Raw genomic sequence first — 17519 nt, 5'->3', positions numbered from 1 at the left:
ATTTTCTGCTTGGGAGGGCACTTAATGCACAACGACAAAAACGAACTGGCGTCCGCGGAGCGCCGCAATTTCCTGAAACTGAGCGCAAGTGGCGCGTTCACAGCCGCCCTAGTTGCGGGCGCTGGTGGGGTGCTTTGGTCATCCGAGGCCGCAGCACAAACCGCCAAGGAAGAAAGCGAGCGTGAAAAGGCAGCCGATCATGTGATGACCGTTGCAACCGCTTATGTGCTGGGCGCGTCCCGCAGCTATCCGATCATGCAGCTGGATCTGAAGGAAAACATCCAGAACGCAACCAACGGCAAGGTGTATGTGAAACTAGCACCGGGCGGTCAGCTGGGCGCGGGTGGCTCGCTGGTGCAGAAAGTGCAGGGCGGAACCATTCAGGCCGCGCAGCATTCGCTTTCGAACTTTGCGCCCTTTGCCTCGACCGTCGATCTGATCAATATGCCGTATCTCTGCGGTTCGAACCAACGTTTCACCAATCTGGTGCATTCGGACACCTGGAAGAACGAGGTTCACCCCAAGGTCGAGGCTGCGGGCTTTAAGGCGCTGTTCTATGTCGTCATCGATCCTCGCGTGGTTGCAGTGCGTCAAGGCGGCGATGCCGTGATCACGCCCGGCGATATGAGTGGGATCAAGTTCCGCGTGCCAGGCTCGAAGATGCTGCAGCAATACTACCGAATGGTCGGTGCCAACCCGACGCCTGTCGCCTGGGGCGAGACCCCCTCGGCCATCAAGCAGGGCGTGGCGGATGCGCTTGACCCATCGGTGGGCGCGCTGTTTGTCTTTGGCTTCAAGGACATACTCAGCCATGTGACCTTTACGCAGGCAGTTCCAGACAGTCAGGTTTATTCCTGTAACCTGGAATGGTTCAACTCGATGCCCGCCGATGTGCAGGAAGGCATCATGTGGGGTTCGGAAATGACCAGCCACCAAAACCTGTCCAAGGTTCCTTCAGCACGCGCCTATGCCATGGCCGAGCTGAACAAGGCAGGTGTGCAGTTCCACTCACTCAGCGACGATCAACTGGCCGAATGGCAGGACGCAGGCGGCTATCAGAATGCTGACTGGGATCCGTTCAAGACCGAGCTGGCAGGATCGATGGACAACTTCGAGAAACTGGTCGAAGCGGCCGGCACGCAGGGCAAATACTACGTCCACGACGCCTAATGCGATCTAGGCGGGTGCGCCGTGGCGCACCCGTTTGCTCCACAATAAGCAGCATATTGAAGCGGTTACCGTGGCCGCATTCTGAAGTGCTGCCAAGAATTGGAACCGGACATGACTGTACTTCAGAAAATAGACCGGGACGCCGAGCGTTGGCTGTTGCTGGTGTTCTACGTGATGCTGGTCATCACCATGGCAATCGAGGTGCTAAGACGCGAGATTTTTGCCTATTCCTCGATCTGGGGCGAAGAGATCGTCCGGTATTCCTTTATCTACCTCGCATGGATCGGTGCCGCTGCCGCTGTGAAAGAGCGTGCGCATATCCGTATCGATGTGATCATGCATTACCTTGGGCCGCGCCCCAAGGCGCTGCTGTATATCTTTGGCGATCTGGTGATGTTCGTTGTCGCGATCATCGCGCTTTATTGGTCTTACGAGGCGGTGCATGTCTCGGCCAAGTTCGGCTCGGTCACCGATGGGCTGCGGATTTCGAAAGTCTGGTTCCTGATGGCAGTACCAACCGGATTTGCGCTGATGATCTGGCGCCTGATCCAATCCCTGATGCGCGACTTGAAATCACTTCGTGACGGCACGCCCGTTTTCGAAGGCGACAAGCTGTTTGACTGAGGAGATCTGAGATGCTTTGGAACTCCCTCAATCAAACAGTTGAACTGGGCTGGGATTTTTATCTGCCGGTGATCCTGTTCGTGGGTCTGATCGCCATGGCAGTGCCCGTCTGGGCGGCGATCGGGTCGGCAGCGATCCTGATGTTGGTCATGTCTGGCGACCTGCCGCTGAGCTTGGTGGGCGAGAGCCTGTTCACCGGCATTGACGCGTTTGCCCTGACTGCTGTGCCTCTGTTCATCTTGACCGGAGACGTGCTGGTCCGCACTGGACTGTCCCGAAAGTTCCTGGACGTGGCCGAGGCGCTGACCTGTTTCGCCAAGGGTGGTTTTGGCTCAGCGACCGTTTTGGTCTGCGGTATGTTCGCGGCCATTTCGGGCTCGGACGCGGCGGGCGCTGCCGCGGTGGGGCGCATGACGATCAACCGTCTGGTCGAAAGCGGCTATCCGCGCCCCTATGCATGCGCGCTGGTTGCGGCGGGGGCCTGTACCGGCATCCTGATCCCGCCTTCCATTGCCTATATCATCATCGGGCTTGTGCTGGGAATTTCCGCCTCAACCCTGTTCTTGGCCGCGCTGATCCCGGGTCTGGCCATTCTGGTCTCGATCCTGATCACCAATATCATCATGAACCGCCTGTATTCTTACGAGGGCGGCGGCATGATGACGATGGGTGAGTGGCTGGCCAATCTGGGCAAGGCGCTGAAGTCCGGCTGGTACGCTTTCATTGTGCCGGGCATCATCTTCTACGGCATCTTCTCGGGTCGCCTGACCCCGACCGAGGCCGGTGCGACCGCCGTTGTTGTTACGATCATCATGGGTTTCATCATGCGCACGCTGTCGCTGGCCGATTTTCCATCGATGCTGGTCAGTTCAGCCAAGGTGAACGGGGTGATCCTGCCGATCATCGCCTTTTCGGCCCCGCTGGCCGAGGCGCTGGCGATCATGGGTGTGCCGCAGGGCTTTGTGACCTCGGTTACCAACCTGACCGATGACCCGTACCTGCTGATTCTCTTGATGATCGGCATTCTGATCGCGGCAGGCTGTGTGATGGAAACAACGCCGAACATCGTGATCCTTGCACCGATCCTGAAACCTCTGGCCGACAATATCGGCATGAACGAGATTCAGTTCTGCATTATGATGATCACCGCATTGGGTGTGGGCTTTATCACACCGCCGCTGGGCCTGAACCTGTTTGTTGTTTCCGGGATAACCGGAGAATCAATTCTAAAAATTGCAGCCCGCGCCGTTCCCTTTGTCTTGACCATGCTGATTGTGGTTCTGTTGATCGCGTATGTACCCGCAGTTTCAACCACATTGCTCCCTGAAATCTACCAATAGGATTTGCTGAATATGCCGCGTGACTATCTGAAAAAGGCAACCCTGACGGCGCAATCTCATGCGTCCGAGGTGCACGATACGGTCAAAACCATCCTGTCCGATATCGAGGCAGGGGGTGACGCCAAAGCGCTGGAATATGCCGCCAAATTCGACAAGTTCGAAGGCAATGTCCTTATGACTCAGGACGAGATCGACGCAGCCATTGCCCTGGTGTCCGAGAAACTGAAGGCAGATATCCGCTTTGCACACGATAACGTGCGCCGCTTTGCCGAAACGCAAAAAGCCACCGTGTCGGATGTGCAGACCGAGATCGTGCCAGGTGTTGTCGCTGGTCAAAAGGCCATCCCCGTCGATGCGGCAGGGTGCTATGTGCCTGGTGGACGCTACAGCCATATCGCCAGTGCGATTATGACGGTAACCACAGCCAAGGTGGCCGGGTGTCGACACATCACGGCATGCTCGCCACCCCGTCCGGGTGAGGGCGTCGCACCTGCGATCGTCTACGCCGCGCATATCTGCGGGGCCGACAGCATTCTGGCGATGGGCGGTGTGCAGGGCGTGGCTGCCATGACCTATGGTCTGTTTGGTTTGCCGCGCGCAAACATACTTGTGGGTCCCGGCAACCAATTCGTGGCCGAGGCGAAGCGGATTCTATACGGCAAGGTCGGTATCGACATGATCGCGGGGCCGACGGACAGCCTGATCCTTGCCGACAGCAGCGCCGATGCGCATGTGGTTGCGACGGATTTGGTCAGTCAGGCGGAACACGGGTATAACTCTCCCGTCTGGTTGGTGACTGATGATCGGGAACTGGCGCAAAAGGTGATGGAGCTTGTGCCGGCCCTGATCGAGGATCTGCCCGAACTGAACCGCGAAAACGCATCTGCCGCGTGGCGCGACTATGCCGAGGTGATCGTCTGTGCAGATCGCGAGGAAATGGCGGCCTGTTCTGACGATTACGCGCCCGAACACCTGACTGTTCAGGCCGAGGATCTGGATTGGTGGCTGGACCGGCTGACCTGCTATGGCTCGCTATTTCTGGGTGAGGAAACCACCGTGTCCTATGGCGACAAGGCCACCGGCACCAACCACGTCCTGCCCACCTCGGGTGCGGCCAGCTATACCGGTGGTCTGAGTGTTCATAAATACATGAAGATCGTGACATGGCAGCGAGCAACGCGTGAAGGGTCTAAGCCCATTGCAGTGGCTACCGCCCGCATTTCGCGTCTGGAAGGGATGGAGGGTCACGCCCGCGCCGCCGATGTGCGTCTGGCCAAGTATTTCCCGGATGAGCAATTCGACCTGACTGCAGATGGATGACCCACGCGCGCTCTTTGATCTGACAGGGCGCGTGGCCTGCGTCACCGGAGCAAGCTCGGGGCTGGGGCGTCGCGTTGCTTTGGTGTTGGCGCAAGCTGGTGCCAAAGTCGTCGGCGTTGCGCGGCGGGGCGATGCCCTTTCTCAAATGTGCGATGAGATCGGGCCAATGGCCGCCGCAGTAACAGGGAATGTTGCGGATCGTGAGAATGTGGGCGCACTGGTGAGAGAGGTCTCATCCCATTTCGGCGCGCCCGATATCATCGTCCACGCCGCTGGTGTGAATACCCGGGAGGCGGCGGATGATGTGACCGGGCAGGGGTGGGACACGACACTGGCCCTAAACCTGAGCGCGCCGTTTTTCCTGAGCCAGGCGATGGTGCCCGCGATGAAGGAAAAAGGTTGGGGTCGGATTGTGAATTTCGCCTCGCTTCAAACCACGCGCGCTTTTCCCGGCGGCATCGCCTATGGCGCGACCAAGGCTGGGATCGGGCAATTGACTCGCGCGATGGCCGAGGCATGGTCGCCTCACGGTATTACCGCCAACGCCATTGGGCCGGGGTTCTTCCCGACTGAGCTGACGCAGGCCGTGTTTGACGACCCAGATCGTGCGGCCCGTAATGCGGCGCAAACCTGCACTGGGCGCAATGGCCGGATGGAAGATATGGACGGGCCGATTCTGTTTCTGTGCTCGAAAGCCTCGGATTATGTCACCGGGCAGGTCCTTATGGTCGATGGGGGGTTCACCGCGAAATGAAAGCGCTTGTGTATGAGGGGGTCGAAGAGGTTGCGTATCGGGATATGCCCGACGCTGTAGCCGGCACGGATGAGCATCTGATCCGTGTCGAGGCGGTTGGCATCTGCGGCTCGGATATGCATGCCTATCTGGGGCATGATGCCCGGCGTCCGGCACCGCTGATCCTCGGCCACGAGGCCGCGGGTGTAATCGTCGGCGGCCCGCGTGATGGTACGCGCGTGACGATCAACCCGCTGGTGTCCTGCGGGCTGTGTCCGGCTTGCACCTCGGGCCGGGAAAACCTTTGCCCGCAGCGCCAGATTATCTCGATGCCTCCACGCGAAGGGGCCTTTGCGCAATATGTGTCGATGCCCGACCGCAATCTGGTTGAAGTGCCAGATGGTGTGCCATTGGACAAAGCCGCCTTGGCCGAACCCTTGGCCGTTAGCTGGCACACCGTTCGACTGGCCGTTGAAGCATTGCATCCGACCAGCGAAAAACGCGCATTGGTTTTGGGCGGTGGCGCCATTGGTCTGGCTGCGGCATTGGCTTTGAGAGCGATGAGCATTGAGGATGTGACGCTGGTTGAGCCGAACTCTGGACGACGCACATTCTTGCAAGGGCTAGGATTTCGCGTCCTAGATGAAGCCGCGGGAACCTATCCGATTGTGATTGATGCGGTCGGTTATGCAGCCACGCGCGCGACGGCGTCGGCCTGTGCAGAACCTGGTGGGGTGATTGCGCATGTCGGCTTGGGTGAGGATACAGGCGGGCTAGATATCCGTCGCATGACATTGCAGGAAATCACCTTTATCGGCACGTATACCTACACCGCCGAAGATTTCCGCCAAACGGCGCAGGCCATATTCGATGGGCGTTTGGGTGCCTTAGACTGGACCGAAGCGCGCCCTCTGTCCGAAGGGGCGCAGGCGTTTCGCGACCTGCGCTCTGGCGTGGTTACCGCGCCAAAGATTATCCTGGACCCGTGGGAATAGACCGGGCTGAAAAGGAGATTGATATGTATAAGAAAGTTCTTGTTCCTATGGCGCTGGATCACGGCATCTCGCAGCACACGCTGGAGGTTGCCCGCGCCCTGTCTGAAGACGGGGCCGAGATCGTTGCCTTGCATGTCTATGAGATGCCTCAGGGCTCGGTCAGCGCCTATCTGGACAAAACACTGGTCGCCGAAGGGTTCGAGCGTGCCCGCCGCCAGTTGCTGGACAAGGTCGAAGGGCTGGATGATGTGACTGCCGAGATTGTCAAAGGACACACGGCACGCACCATTATCGACTATGCCGACAGCAACGGTATCGATTGCATCGTGATCGGCTCGCACAAGCCGGACCTGAGCGACTATTTTCTTGGATCGACCGCCTCGCGCGTCGTTCGCCACGCACACTGTGCAGTGCATGTGCATCGCAGAACCTGAATATCGTCAATCGCGCATACCGCGCCCTAAACAGGACCAAAAGCTGGACCATGAACATAGACAAGAAGATCACTGACGATCTGGTGGCGAACGACATCTCGTTCGTGACCACCGTCCCCTGCAAGCAATTGGCTGGAGTGATAGAAGAAATCGACCAGCGCGATGAGATTTTTCACATCCCGTCGAACAAGGAAGACGAAGGCATGGGCCTGTGCGCCGGTGCCTGGATGGGCGGCAAACGCCCTGCCATCATCATGCAGAACACGGCCATTGGTGTGACCATCAACACTCTGGCGACGCTGATCCAATATTACCGGATGCCACTGCCCATGCTGATCTCGTATCGTGGGGAATTGCGTGAACCGGTGGCCTGTCAGGTCGAAATGGCTGTGCATACCAAGGCGTTGTTGGCACAGATGAACATTCCGACCTACCACTTCCACAATCAATCTGATGTCGAAGAGCTCGACATGATCCTGAAATACACATTCATGTGCAACAAACCGGTTGCCATTCTAACCGATGCGAACTTTTGGGGAGGCTATGGCGACCAATGATCCGTTCTGAGATTCTGAAAGAAATCGCCCCGATCCTGCGAGACCAACTTGTGGTCTGCAACATTGGTATTCCCAGCCAGGAACTGCACGCCATAGATGATCAGCCTACGAATTTCTACATGCTGGGCACCATGGGTTTGGCTTCATCCATTGGTCTGGGTCTGGCTTTAGCGCAGCCTAAACCGGTGATCGTGATTGATGGGGATGGCTCGATCCTGACCAATCTGGGTACGCTTCCGACGATCGCCAACAACGTGGCGGATAACTATATCCTGCTGATCGTCGACAACGGCTCTTACGGCTCAACCGGGGATCAGCCAACCTATGCGGGTCAGAAAACCTCTCTGACGAAAATGGCGCAGGCTGCCGGGTGTGAGCGGGTAGTCGAATGTGCCGCCGAGGATACGGGTCGCGTGCTGCAAGAGGCGCTGGATAGCAAACAGATGACCATTATCATCAGCAAATGTGAAAGCGGCAACGCCAAGATGCCGGTTATCACGATGGACCCGGTGGTGATCCGTGACCGCTTTATGAAAGCTGTCGAGGCCTGATGGCCGCAAGCGACATTCATTCAGCCGAAGACGCCCGCCGCCTTGCGCGGCGGCGTTTGCCTTGGATGGTGTTCGACTATATCGATGGTGCTGCGGGGGCTGAGGTCGGGGCCACGCGCAATCGGGCCGCCCTGGATGCGATGACCCTGCGCCCACGTATCCTGCGGGATGTGAGTGAGCGGTCATTGGCAAGCTCTGTCTTTGGCAAATCCGCACAACGTCCCTTTGGCATTGCGCCCATGGGGATGTGCAACCTGTCGGGCCCGGGGGCTGATCTGATGCTGGCGCGTCTGTCTGCGCGCTATTCCGTACCGTTGGGCGTATCGACTGTGGCCTCCACCCCGATGGAAAAGATGCTGGAGGTATCTGAGGGCAATGCCTGGTTTCAGCTATATTTCAGCGGGGATGGATCAGGAACCTCTAAGCTTGTGGATCGGGCGAAGGCTGCGGGATACGACACACTTGTTCTGACTGTCGATGTCCCCGAGGTTGGGCGCAGGCCCCGAGAGTTGCGGCACGGGTTCCGCATGCCGTTCCGGTTGGGTCCACGTCAGTTTCTGGACTTCGCGCTGCATCCGCGCTGGTCCTTGTCGACCCTCGTGCACGGCAAGCCGCAAATGGCCAATTTCCTGATGGACGGGTACGAGTTTGACCGAACCGAAAGCCGCGCCAAAGCAAATTGGGACACGTTGGCAAGCCTTCGGGATCGGTGGTCGGGGCATCTGGTGGTCAAAGGTGTATTGGATGTCGAAGACGCGGTTGCTCTCAAGGCTGCCGGGGTGGATGCCATTCAGGTCTCCAGCCACGGCGCCCGGCAACTTGAAAGCGCGCCCGCCCCATTTTCCATCCTGCCCGAAATCCGCGCCGCAGTCGGAGAAACACTTCCGCTGTTCTATGATAGCGGCCTACGTTCCGGCGAGGATGCGTTGAAAGCCCTTTTCACAGGCGCGAACTTCACTTTCTTCGGCCGGATCCTGCAATTCGCCATTGCAGCGGGGGGTGAAGAGGGGCTGCACCAGCTCTGGCAGGTTCTCAGCGATGAGATGAGCATCGCCATGGCCCAGATCGGTGCCACTCAGATCGCACAAGCGGCAGGTCAGAACGCCCGTCAGCCTTAGATCAAAGGGCGGTCGTTCTTAAGGTGTCGCTGCACCATATTGCGAACTTGCCGACCTTTGGATGGAATGTGTCGCGCGGATCTTACCATATACCCAGGCAGCCTAAGGTCGGGGAATAGCTCAAGAATCTCGTCGCGCGCAGCTTGGGGTAAGCAGTCCATGGCCTGCGGGCCCGTAAACAGGCTTTCTGACGGAGCTCCTTCAGCAAACACAACCTCATGGCGGTCAAATAGCATGTGGTAGTAAGTGACCGACTGGGCGTTGTCTTCACGGTTGATACCCGGCAGGTCGGTTAGCATATGAGCCGGCACCAGAACCTCTGTGGCATCGAACATCCGGGTGGCAATGGGCGAACGCACCAGCATTCTGTGTTGAGGCGACACCAAGAGGTCGCGATGTGGCAACCCTCGGCCCAAAGCACCAGCCTCAATCCGTATCGGTTTGAGCTTGGGTTTAGCCGCCAGCGCTGCCCGATCCAGTTGAGTTGACCCAATCCAGCGAATGATCTGATCCCCGTGATCAGCCGTGTAAACCAAATCACCAGCACTTAGGGAGTCGATCAGTTTCAGCCCCGACGGCGTTGCAATCAGAGTGCCAGCGGCAAAACAGGGCACATCGATAATGGAGGTTGGGTCGGTCGTGTCAGGCGCGTTTGTCGGCGTGACATTGACGACCTGGATGTTGTAGGTCAGGCCCGGGTCCAGTGGCTCAGACGTGATGTATCCGACCAGAGTGCCCTCTACTTCAACGGCATAGACGGTGATGCTGCCGCCACCGGGCACCGTCAGGATATAGGATTCCTCGAGATAGATGTCACCGCTGGCAAAGGTGGTCGACCCGTCCAGATTGGTAACAACGCCTGTTTGCGTCGCGTCATCCCCGTTTTCGTTGCTGAACCGATCGCCGTTAAACACGGTTCCCGTGTCGGGCAGCGGGTTGCCCCCGTTCAAAATGGTGCCACCTGCCGCGTCCTCGACATCAAAGATCCTGCGATCAGTTGCCGGGTCATAGCTTGTGGATAAGGTGATGGTATCCTGACCAAAAAAATTTACTGAAATGACACCCGGCGCGTAGCCGATATATGAATAGTTCGCCATGACTAAACCTGAAACTCATCCACTGGGTAAAACTTTGTCATTGTTTGGCTCTCTAAGATGTTGCGGGATGACATCCAAAAGCAACCAAGCAGCGCCACGCTTACAGCTTGTTTAAGGCGAATTATAGGCGGCGCTCCTTAAAAACTGGGCGGGTCGGTCAGAAATCCCATAACAATTTGTAAACAAATTGAGATCGACGACTGCGATCCTGGACCCTCGAGTGGGATGGACTGGGTAGAAATCACTCACGCGTCACACGCTGGCGTAAAAACCTCACACTGAGGGTTCGGATTGGAATTTGTGTTTCACATCGCTGGTGTTTCGGAACACGATTACAAAACCGCAATAACAGGACGGGACCTTGGCCGAGACTTCTGCACGTGAGGCAATATTTCTGAACGGCAGTCTGATGCGCCACGTGACGCGCATGTCGCTGACCACCAGTATCGGATTGATGGCCATTTTCGCCGTTGATTTCGTCGACATGATCTTCATTTCAATGCTGGGAAATGACGCCTTGGCTGCGGCGGTGGGATATGCGGGTACGCTGCTGTTTTTCACCAACGCGATCAATATCGGGCTGTCTATTTCAGCAGGCGCGCTTGTCGCGCGTGAGCTTGGTGCTGGTCAGCCTGAACAAGCCCGCAATTATGCCTCCAGTGTGGCTGTGATTGGTCTGATCCTGGGGTTGGCAGTCTCTGCTCTGGTGCTGTTAAACATCAGCTTTCTGCTATCTTTGCTTGGAGCCGAGGGCGAGGTTCTAAGGCTGGCAACCCGCTATGTCTCGATCATTCTGCCCACGATGTGGGTGATGTCGATTGCGATGGCATCCATGGCGGTTCTGCGAGCGCACGGGGATGCGCGCCGGTCGATGATGGCGACGATCTATGGCGGCGTGGTGAACGCGGTTCTTGACCCGATCCTGATTTTCGGGGTCGGGCTTGGGCTGGATGGTGCGGCGATTGCATCCGTGATCGCGCGTGTTTGTATGCTGGCCGCCGCCTTGTGGCCCGCCTTGCGCGTGCATCAGGCCTTTGCGCGACCCTCATTGAGACAAGTGGTACAGGATATCCGGCCTGTTCGGGCCATTGCGATCCCGGCGGTGTTGACCAATGTGGCCACACCAATCGGCAATGCCATTGTCGTGCGCGAGATTGCACAATACGGAACAGACGCCGTCGCCGGTATGGCAGTGATCGGGCGGTTGCTACCCGTGGCGTTTTCGGTGATTTTTGCGCTGTCGGGCGCCATTGGTCCCATTATCGGACAGAACTACGGGGCCGAGAAATTCGACCGTGTTCGTGCAGCTTATCTGGCGGGTATCAAATTTACTGCGATCTATGTTCTGGGTATGGCTGCGATCCTGTTTCTGCTGCGCGCACCGATTGCGGATTTGTTTGCAGCCCAGGGTGAAACCCGCACGCTGATTTACCTGTTCTGCGGCCCGCTGGCCCTCGCATCGTTCTTCAACGGGGTCATCTTTGTCGCAAACGCCAGCTTCAACAATCTGGGTCATCCGGTTTATTCAACCTGGATCAACTGGGGTCGTCACACGGTGGGCACCTGGATATTCGCGACGCTGGGGTCAAGCCTTGCCGGGGCATCTGGTGTTCTGCTGGGCCAAGCATTCGGTGGTGTCATTTTCGCTGTGATCAGCTGGGGTCTGGTCATGCGCGTGGTGTCCGGCCTGCAGCGGACACAAACGGCCGAGCCCTTCGCGGATCAGAACCGCATCCATTCGCTATTTGGTCGACGGGGCTGGTAGCGGGGTCTCAGTTCCCCTGATTGCGCGCTTGCAGCCGTTCTAGGTTCACAACGGTCGACAGCATCAGCCGATCATGGCTCCAGTCGTGCCTTTGCTGAACGGACGCCGACCCAACGGCTAGAAGACTGGCAAAGATCAGCGTCATACCCAGGAAGAAAACGGGCAGGGGGGCCACGGCCTGCGGCGCTTCGGTCAGGGCCAGAACCCTCTGACGCAACACATGTTTGGCTTTGCCGCCGCTGACCAGGGCAACGTTCAGGACACGTGGGTGGCCGACTGACACGGTGCGGGCACAATAGTCCAGCAAACAGGTGGTGTATTCGCGCGAGTCGATCCGTTTGCGTGCGACCACGGACTGATCACAGGCCAGCTCGCGCAGGCGATCAAACTGGTATTTCAGGACCAGATAGGCCGGGTTCCAGAACAGAAGTGGACGCAGCAGTTCGAACCCAAGCTCCCACTCTACATCTCCCGCGCGGATGTGCTGAAATTCGTGTGCCAACGCAAAGCGTAACTCGCGGGGGGTATCCAGTAGATGGCTGGGAAGCACCACGTGACGACGGCGCAGGCCGCGCACGGCGAACGGAACGGTGATACGATCAGATAGGCGGATATCAACCTTGTTTGACTGCCGCCAGAGAAAGCTGGTCTCGACCGTGGCGCGAATGGCAAGCGCGTCACGTGTGACACGCAGCGCCAGCACAACTGCTACACAGGCCAATACGGACAACACAAAGGTGATGGCGGTCGATTGACCGGACAGGACCTGATCCAACCAACGCTCGCGGGTGTTCAGCAACGCTTCGAATTGGGTAGCGGGCATTGCAATCTCGCCGCGCAGATAGGCGGCTACCGCAATATCGCCGAGTGCTACAGCCCGATCCGGCCAGATGAGGCTGGCCATGGCGGACACGCCAAACGCCAGCAGCGGGCTGGCCAGAACGCAGAGACACAACACCTTGAACGCGCGCAGCTGAGCGATATGGCCGCCGCGCAGCGATGTGCGGGCCAAAGCAGCGCGTGCGATCACCCAGATCACAGCGGACAGGCCCAAAACGATATTCATTTCTAGATAAGCGTCGAGTACCGGTTTAACCGCGGTCATGTTGCAGTCTCCTCTCTACCAGTGCTCGAATCTCCTCCAGATCGGTTTCGCTCAGACCTTCATCATCCACCAGCCGGGCGACCAGTGAGGCGGGCGTGTTGTCAAACAACGTCCGTGACAGGTTTTGAAGTGAGCGTGCCTGATACCTGTCCTTGTCCAGAAGCGGCCGGTAGATCAGGGTCTTGCCATCCTTGCGACTTTCAACAAATCCCTTTTCGTCGAGAATGCGCAGGATCGTGGCGCCTGATGTATAGGCCAGATTCCGTTCCGGGGGCAGGCGACCTAAAACATCACGCACCGAACCTTGCCCAAGCGCCCAGAGCTCGTTCATGAACTCCAGTTCAACTTCGGTCAGCAGGTTTGTCGTCTTTTTCTTACGCATTGATCTCGGTGTCGTCATGTTTGGTCTGCCTGTCAGACAAGCATCCTTTCGCTGTTTCGCAAAGCTTAAACTTTCCAGAAGACGAAGATGCCCCAGCCAATGGAGAGGAAAAGCGGGGTCCAGACGGGCTGACCGACCAGCCCGAGCCAGGCGAGGAAGATATAGGCCGAACCCAATAGCGTGATAAACAGCCTATCGCCCAGCGTGGTTGTCAGGCCCAACACGCCACGCCGTTCGATCCCATCGCGGTACTTGAAACCTTCAAGCAGGCCGATCAGCGCGATGGCCGAGAAAATGCCGACGAACAGGGCCAGTGTTGCCGGTGTCCAGGCCATCCAGAAATCGGGCCAAAGGGGATCGGTCCACGAAAAGCCTTTTTCCTCTTGTTGGCCAACGCTGCCCCAGCCAGCTTGCTGGGCGACGGCGATAGTTGGGAGGAAGGGGAGGGCAAGAAGAAGTTTGCGCATATCGAACCTCACACGCGTCCCATCGCGAACCCGCGCGCGATGTAGTTGCGGACAAACCAGATGACGATGGCGCCGGGAATGATGGTCAAGGTCCCGGCGGCTGCCAGCAGACCCAGCTCATATCCCGCGCTCGAGGCGGTGCGGGTCATCACAGCAGCGATGGGTTTGGCCTCGACCGCGGTAAGTGTCTTGGCCAGCAGCATTTCCACCCACGAGAACATGAAGCAGAAGAAGGCTGCTACACCCACGCCCGCTTTGATATTGGGCAAGAAGATCGTCACGAAAAAGCGTGGAAAGGAATAGCCGTCTACATAGGCGGTTTCGTCCAGTTCCTTCGGGATGCCGCGCATGAAGCCTTCCAAAATCCATACCGCCAGCGGCACATTGAACAGCGTATGCGCCAGAGCCACGGCCAGATAGGTGTCGAACAGATGGATCGACGAATAGAGCTGAAAGAAGGGCAGCGCAAAGACTGCCGCCGGGGCCATCCGGTTGGTCAGCAGCCAGAAGAACAACTGCTTGTCACCCAGGAACCGATAGCGCGAGAACGCATAGGCGGCAGGCAGAGCCACACAGACCGACAGCACCGTGTTGATCGTCACGTAGATGATCGAGTTGATGTACCCCCAATACCATGTTGGGTCAGTGAAGATAGTGATGTAGTTCTCCAACGTAAAGGTCTGGGGGAACAGGGAAAAGCCCGACAGGATCTCGTTCGTGGTCTTGAAGGACATCGCCACCAGCCAATAGATCGGCAGCATCAGGAACGCGATATAGAGGATCGGGATAAGGGACCGCTTCTTCATTGCGCGTCATCCTTTGTCATCAGAGTGTAGAAGACCCAGCTGACCAGCAGCGTGATGGCGAAGTAGATCAAGCTCATCGCCGCTGCGGGGCCAAGGTCGAACTGTCCCAGCGCGATCTTCACAAGATCGATCGACAGCAAGGTGGTTGAGTTGCCGGGGCCGCCGCCAGTCAGAACGAAGGGCTCGGTATAGATGTTGAAGCTGTCCATGAAGCGCAGCAGAACGGCGATGGTCAGGACGGTTTTCATCTTGGGCAGTTGGATATAGCGGAACACCGACCATGGGCTGGCACCGTCGATCTTCGCGGCCTGATAGTAGGCATCCGGGATCGATACGAGGCCCGCATAGCACAGCAGGACAACCAGCGACGTCCAGTGCCAAACATCCATGACGACGACCGTGATCCAAGCCGACAGAGGCTGTTGCGTCATGTCATAATTGATGCCCAGAACGTCATTCAGAAAGTAGCCAAGCAGGCCGATCTTGGGCAGGGTAAAGATGTTCCACATCGAGCCGACCACGTTCCACGGGATCAGCATCGGCAGGGCCATCAGGACCAGACAAACCGGCACCCAGAAGCCTTTGCGCGGCATCGACAGGGCGACGATGATGCCCAAAGGCACCTCGATCAGCAGGATCAGGAAGGTGAACAGGAATTGCCTTCCCAGCGCGGCCTGAAAGCGGTCGGACCGCAGGATTTGCTCGAACCAGCCCAGCCCTTCCCAGAAGAACTGGTTGTTGCCGAAGGTTTCCTGCACCGAGTAGTTAACCACCGTCATCATCGGCACCAGCGCGTTGAACGCGACCAGCGCCAACACAGGCAAGACAAAGAACCAGGCTTTTTGGTTTTCCGTTCTCATCAGCTGCGCTCCTCGGTTGCGATCCAGCCGTCGCGGTAAACGCGGGATTGTTCTGGTTTGAATTGCAGGAACACTTGCGACCCCGGTTCAGGCACAGAGTATTCGGTCACGGCCTTGAGGGCCGTATTGCCGACCATCGCGCTGACCACATAGTGGCGGCCGATATCGGACACTTTGGTAACGTGCGCCGGAATACCTGTATCGCCGAAGCCCACATATTCCGGGCGAATGCCCAGATCGGTGCGTCCTCCGTCGCCATTGGTAGGGCCTTCCAGCACCACTTCATGGCCCTCAAACACGGCCCGGTCGCCCTTGGCCTCGCAGGGTAGAACATTCATGCCGGGGGAGCCGATAAAGTGGCCAACAAAAGTGTGCTGTGGGCGCTCGAACAGCTCAACAGGTGTGCCGATCTGCACGACCTCGCCGTCTTGCATCACGACCACCTCATCCGCGAAGGTCAGCGCCTCGGTCTGGTCGTGGGTCACATAGATCATCGTTGCCTGCACTTTCTGGTGCAGTTCTTTCAGCTTCGAACGCAGCTTCCATTTCAGATGCGGGTCAATCACGGTCAGCGGTTCGTCGAACATCACCGCGTTCACGTCATCACGGACCAGACCGCGCCCCATCGAGATCTTCTGCTTGTTGTCCGGGCTGAGGCCGCTGGCGCGGGTGTTCAGCATATCCTTGACGTCCAGCATCTCGGCAATCTCATCGACGCGGCGCTTGATCGTCGCGGCATCGACGCCTCGGTTCTTCAGCGGAAAAGCCAGGTTTTCGCCCACGGTCATCGTGTCGTAGATCACCGGGAACTGGAACACCTGCGCGATGTTGCGCTGATCTGGCGGCAGGGCTGTAACATCCTGACCGTCAAACAGAATCTGCCCCTCAGACGGCGTCAGCAGCCCCGAGATGATATTGAGCAGAGTGGACTTGCCGCAGCCCGAGGGCCCCAGCAGCGCATAGGCTCCGCCATCACGCCAGGTCACGTCGATCTCTTTCAGCGCATAATCCTCGGGGCCTTTCGGCGATGGCATATAGCTGTGTCGCAGGTTGGAAAGCTTGATCTGTGCCATGTCAGGCCACCCTTTGGCCGTCTTGGCCGAAATACCGGCAATGGGCCGGGTTCATGTAGAAACTGTGATCTTCGCCGACCTCATAGGGGTGCACCCCTGCGGCCAGAGACACCCAGTCATCCGAGCCATGCCGGAAATGCGCGCTGGAGTCGGAACCCGACAGTTCTGTCACGATCACGCGGCCCGTCAGTTCCACATCAGCATCCGATGTGCGGAACGGTGTCACACGATGCGGGCGCACGGCGACCATGTAGTCTCCGTCGGCCATGTCCGAGACCGTCCAGCCTCCGCCGCCTGCCAATTGCGCCTGCGCACCTGATACTGTGATGTGGGCAACATTGATCGGCGGGTCCGAGAACACGCGGGCGGCCGCGATGTTTTCGGGATTGCGATAGATGTCTGCGGTCGGACCGAATTGCGTGACGCGACCGTCTTCCATCAAAGCCGTGTAACCGCCCAAAAGCAGGGCTTCTTCGGGTTCCGAGGTCGCGTAGACGACAACGGCACCGCGTCCTGCAAACAGATCAGGAAGTTGCTCGCGCAATTCCTCGCGCAGCTTGTAGTCCAGATTTGCCAGCGGCTCATCCAGGAACACAGCCCGGCTCTCTTTCGCAATCGCACGGGCTAAGGCGGTCCGTTGTTGTTGGCCACCCGACAGCTCATGCGGGCGGCGGTGCAGCATCGGGCGCAATTGCAAGAGGTCAGCAGCCTCTTCCACGCGGCCTGCGATCTCGGATTTCGCCATGCCGGCCACACGCAAAGGCGAGGCGATGTTGTCAAAAACAGTCATATGCGGGTAGTTCACAAAGAACTGATGAACCAAGCTGATCTGCCGCTTTTGCGTGTTCAGCTTAGTGACGTCCTGCCCATCCATAAAGACCTTGCCCGAGGCAATTGGGTCCAGCCCCGCCATCATCTTGATCAGAGAGGTCTTGCCCGATCCGGTCGCCCCCAAAAGCACATTGAAATGGCCGGTGCGCAACGTCAGGGTGGTGGGCTTGATATGGATGTTGTTGCCAACCCGTTTGGTGGCGTCTTGTAGTTCGATCATGTCCGTGGATTCCGGTCCTTCAGTGCACGCACTGGTCTTGGGAAGGAGGTGCCGAAAACGGCACCCCCAGT

General features: G+C 58.1%; 19 protein-coding genes. 11 read left to right on the top strand and 8 right to left on the bottom strand.

Annotated features, from left to right (window positions below; all coding sequences use genetic code 11):
• Nucleotides 1-24 precede the first annotated feature (24 nt).
• The 10 genes from ACR0KG_RS13990 to ACR0KG_RS13945 all read left to right on the top strand — a co-directional run bounded on the left by ACR0KG_RS13990 (nt 25) and on the right by ACR0KG_RS13945 (nt 8842).
• Nucleotides 25-1170, top strand: a complete 1146-nt coding sequence (locus ACR0KG_RS13990) for a TRAP transporter substrate-binding protein (RefSeq protein WP_353008037.1) — start codon at nt 25-27, stop codon at nt 1168-1170.
• Between the two features lie 111 nt (nt 1171-1281).
• Nucleotides 1282-1794 carry a TRAP transporter small permease gene (locus ACR0KG_RS13985; RefSeq protein WP_170532422.1) on the top strand — a complete coding sequence of 171 codons (513 nt, stop codon included), beginning with the start codon at nt 1282-1284 and terminating at the stop codon, nt 1792-1794.
• Between the two features lie 11 nt (nt 1795-1805).
• Nucleotides 1806-3134, top strand: coding sequence for a TRAP transporter large permease (locus ACR0KG_RS13980; protein ID WP_480827610.1), 1329 nt, complete (start codon nt 1806-1808; stop codon nt 3132-3134).
• Between the two features lie 12 nt (nt 3135-3146).
• Nucleotides 3147-4454, top strand: a complete 1308-nt coding sequence (gene hisD, locus ACR0KG_RS13975; protein WP_480827609.1) for a histidinol dehydrogenase — start codon at nt 3147-3149, stop codon at nt 4452-4454.
• Nucleotides 4447-5208 carry an SDR family NAD(P)-dependent oxidoreductase gene (locus ACR0KG_RS13970; protein WP_480827608.1) on the top strand — a complete coding sequence of 254 codons (762 nt, stop codon included), beginning with the start codon at nt 4447-4449 and terminating at the stop codon, nt 5206-5208. Before hisD ends, ACR0KG_RS13970 begins: the two co-directional genes overlap by 8 nt.
• The gene (locus tag ACR0KG_RS13965; protein WP_480827607.1) at nt 5205-6182 is read left to right on the top strand and encodes an alcohol dehydrogenase catalytic domain-containing protein; all 978 of its coding nucleotides are present in this window, start codon (nt 5205-5207) and stop codon (nt 6180-6182) included. Before ACR0KG_RS13970 ends, ACR0KG_RS13965 begins: the two co-directional genes overlap by 4 nt.
• Before the next feature lie 23 nt (nt 6183-6205).
• A complete protein-coding gene (locus ACR0KG_RS13960) occupies nt 6206-6616 on the top strand; it encodes a universal stress protein (RefSeq protein WP_480547813.1) in 411 nt (136 codons plus the stop codon).
• Between the two features lie 50 nt (nt 6617-6666).
• Nucleotides 6667-7173 carry a sulfopyruvate decarboxylase subunit alpha gene (gene comD / locus ACR0KG_RS13955; protein WP_170532433.1) on the top strand — a complete coding sequence of 169 codons (507 nt, stop codon included), beginning with the start codon at nt 6667-6669 and terminating at the stop codon, nt 7171-7173.
• Complete coding sequence (gene comE / locus ACR0KG_RS13950) at nt 7170-7724, top strand: sulfopyruvate decarboxylase subunit beta (RefSeq protein WP_480827606.1); 555 nt, start codon at nt 7170-7172, stop codon at nt 7722-7724. Before comD ends, comE begins: the two co-directional genes overlap by 4 nt.
• Nucleotides 7724-8842, top strand: coding sequence for an alpha-hydroxy acid oxidase (locus ACR0KG_RS13945; RefSeq protein WP_480827605.1), 1119 nt, complete (start codon nt 7724-7726; stop codon nt 8840-8842). Before comE ends, ACR0KG_RS13945 begins: the two co-directional genes overlap by 1 nt.
• Here ACR0KG_RS13945 and ACR0KG_RS13940 read toward each other — a convergent pair.
• Nucleotides 8839-9939, bottom strand: coding sequence for a Hint domain-containing protein (locus ACR0KG_RS13940; protein WP_480547816.1), 1101 nt, complete (start codon nt 9937-9939; stop codon nt 8839-8841). The two genes, ACR0KG_RS13945 and ACR0KG_RS13940, sit on opposite strands and share 4 nt — an antisense overlap.
• A gap of 361 nt (nt 9940-10300) precedes the next feature.
• Between ACR0KG_RS13940 and ACR0KG_RS13935 the strand changes: the two genes are divergently transcribed.
• Complete coding sequence (locus tag ACR0KG_RS13935; protein ID WP_480547817.1) at nt 10301-11704, top strand: MATE family efflux transporter; 1404 nt, start codon at nt 10301-10303, stop codon at nt 11702-11704.
• A gap of 7 nt (nt 11705-11711) precedes the next feature.
• On the opposite strand, the gene ACR0KG_RS13930 is transcribed toward ACR0KG_RS13935, so the two are convergent.
• The 7 genes from ACR0KG_RS13930 to ACR0KG_RS13900 form a co-directional block, all read right to left on the bottom strand.
• Entirely contained in the window at nt 11712-12809 is a 1098-nt protein-coding gene (locus ACR0KG_RS13930) for a M56 family metallopeptidase (RefSeq protein ID WP_480547818.1), read from the bottom strand.
• Nucleotides 12796-13191 carry a BlaI/MecI/CopY family transcriptional regulator gene (locus ACR0KG_RS13925; RefSeq protein WP_170533094.1) on the bottom strand — a complete coding sequence of 132 codons (396 nt, stop codon included), beginning with the start codon at nt 13189-13191 and terminating at the stop codon, nt 12796-12798. The genes ACR0KG_RS13930 and ACR0KG_RS13925 overlap by 14 nt, the downstream gene beginning before the upstream one ends.
• 65 nt (nt 13192-13256) lie before the next feature.
• On the bottom strand, nt 13257-13658 hold the full coding sequence (locus ACR0KG_RS13920; RefSeq protein ID WP_353008023.1) for a DUF2160 domain-containing protein: 402 nt from the start codon (nt 13656-13658) through the stop codon (nt 13257-13259).
• 8 nt (nt 13659-13666) lie between these two features.
• On the bottom strand, nt 13667-14464 hold the full coding sequence (locus ACR0KG_RS13915; RefSeq protein ID WP_058280831.1) for a carbohydrate ABC transporter permease: 798 nt from the start codon (nt 14462-14464) through the stop codon (nt 13667-13669).
• A complete protein-coding gene (locus ACR0KG_RS13910; protein ID WP_085807799.1) occupies nt 14461-15324 on the bottom strand; it encodes a carbohydrate ABC transporter permease in 864 nt (287 codons plus the stop codon). Before ACR0KG_RS13910 ends, ACR0KG_RS13915 begins: the two co-directional genes overlap by 4 nt.
• Nucleotides 15324-16397, bottom strand: a complete 1074-nt coding sequence (locus tag ACR0KG_RS13905; protein ID WP_480827604.1) for an ABC transporter ATP-binding protein — start codon at nt 16395-16397, stop codon at nt 15324-15326. Before ACR0KG_RS13905 ends, ACR0KG_RS13910 begins: the two co-directional genes overlap by 1 nt.
• 1 nt (nt 16398) lies before the next feature.
• A complete protein-coding gene (locus ACR0KG_RS13900; protein ID WP_480827603.1) occupies nt 16399-17448 on the bottom strand; it encodes an ABC transporter ATP-binding protein in 1050 nt (349 codons plus the stop codon).
• Nucleotides 17449-17519 lie beyond the last annotated feature (71 nt).

This window comes from Ruegeria sp. H4, assembly GCF_056533065.1.
Note: the sequence above shows the minus strand (reverse complement) of the source record. Positions and strands in the feature narration are given on the sequence as shown.

Excerpts from the sequence above, each read along its gene's own strand:
- ACR0KG_RS13990 (WP_353008037.1), top strand. The coding sequence starts at position 25 with ATGCACAACGACAAAAACGAACTGGCGTCCGCGGAGCGCCGCAATTTC.
- ACR0KG_RS13985 (WP_170532422.1), top strand. The coding sequence starts at position 1,282 with ATGACTGTACTTCAGAAAATAGACCGGGACGCCGAGCGTTGGCTGTTG.
- ACR0KG_RS13980 (WP_480827610.1), top strand. The coding sequence starts at position 1,806 with ATGCTTTGGAACTCCCTCAATCAAACAGTTGAACTGGGCTGGGATTTT.
- hisD (WP_480827609.1), top strand. The coding sequence starts at position 3,147 with ATGCCGCGTGACTATCTGAAAAAGGCAACCCTGACGGCGCAATCTCAT.
- ACR0KG_RS13970 (WP_480827608.1), top strand. The coding sequence starts at position 4,447 with ATGGATGACCCACGCGCGCTCTTTGATCTGACAGGGCGCGTGGCCTGC.
- ACR0KG_RS13965 (WP_480827607.1), top strand. The coding sequence starts at position 5,205 with ATGAAAGCGCTTGTGTATGAGGGGGTCGAAGAGGTTGCGTATCGGGAT.
- ACR0KG_RS13960 (WP_480547813.1), top strand. The coding sequence starts at position 6,206 with ATGTATAAGAAAGTTCTTGTTCCTATGGCGCTGGATCACGGCATCTCG.
- comD (WP_170532433.1), top strand. The coding sequence starts at position 6,667 with ATGAACATAGACAAGAAGATCACTGACGATCTGGTGGCGAACGACATC.
- comE (WP_480827606.1), top strand. The coding sequence starts at position 7,170 with ATGATCCGTTCTGAGATTCTGAAAGAAATCGCCCCGATCCTGCGAGAC.
- ACR0KG_RS13945 (WP_480827605.1), top strand. The coding sequence starts at position 7,724 with ATGGCCGCAAGCGACATTCATTCAGCCGAAGACGCCCGCCGCCTTGCG.
- ACR0KG_RS13940 (WP_480547816.1), bottom strand. The coding sequence starts at position 9,939 with ATGGCGAACTATTCATATATCGGCTACGCGCCGGGTGTCATTTCAGTA.
- ACR0KG_RS13930 (WP_480547818.1), bottom strand. The coding sequence starts at position 12,809 with ATGACCGCGGTTAAACCGGTACTCGACGCTTATCTAGAAATGAATATC.
- ACR0KG_RS13925 (WP_170533094.1), bottom strand. The coding sequence starts at position 13,191 with ATGCGTAAGAAAAAGACGACAAACCTGCTGACCGAAGTTGAACTGGAG.
- ACR0KG_RS13920 (WP_353008023.1), bottom strand. The coding sequence starts at position 13,658 with ATGCGCAAACTTCTTCTTGCCCTCCCCTTCCTCCCAACTATCGCCGTC.
- ACR0KG_RS13915 (WP_058280831.1), bottom strand. The coding sequence starts at position 14,464 with ATGAAGAAGCGGTCCCTTATCCCGATCCTCTATATCGCGTTCCTGATG.
- ACR0KG_RS13910 (WP_085807799.1), bottom strand. The coding sequence starts at position 15,324 with ATGAGAACGGAAAACCAAAAAGCCTGGTTCTTTGTCTTGCCTGTGTTG.
- ACR0KG_RS13905 (WP_480827604.1), bottom strand. The coding sequence starts at position 16,397 with ATGGCACAGATCAAGCTTTCCAACCTGCGACACAGCTATATGCCATCG.
- ACR0KG_RS13900 (WP_480827603.1), bottom strand. The coding sequence starts at position 17,448 with ATGATCGAACTACAAGACGCCACCAAACGGGTTGGCAACAACATCCAT.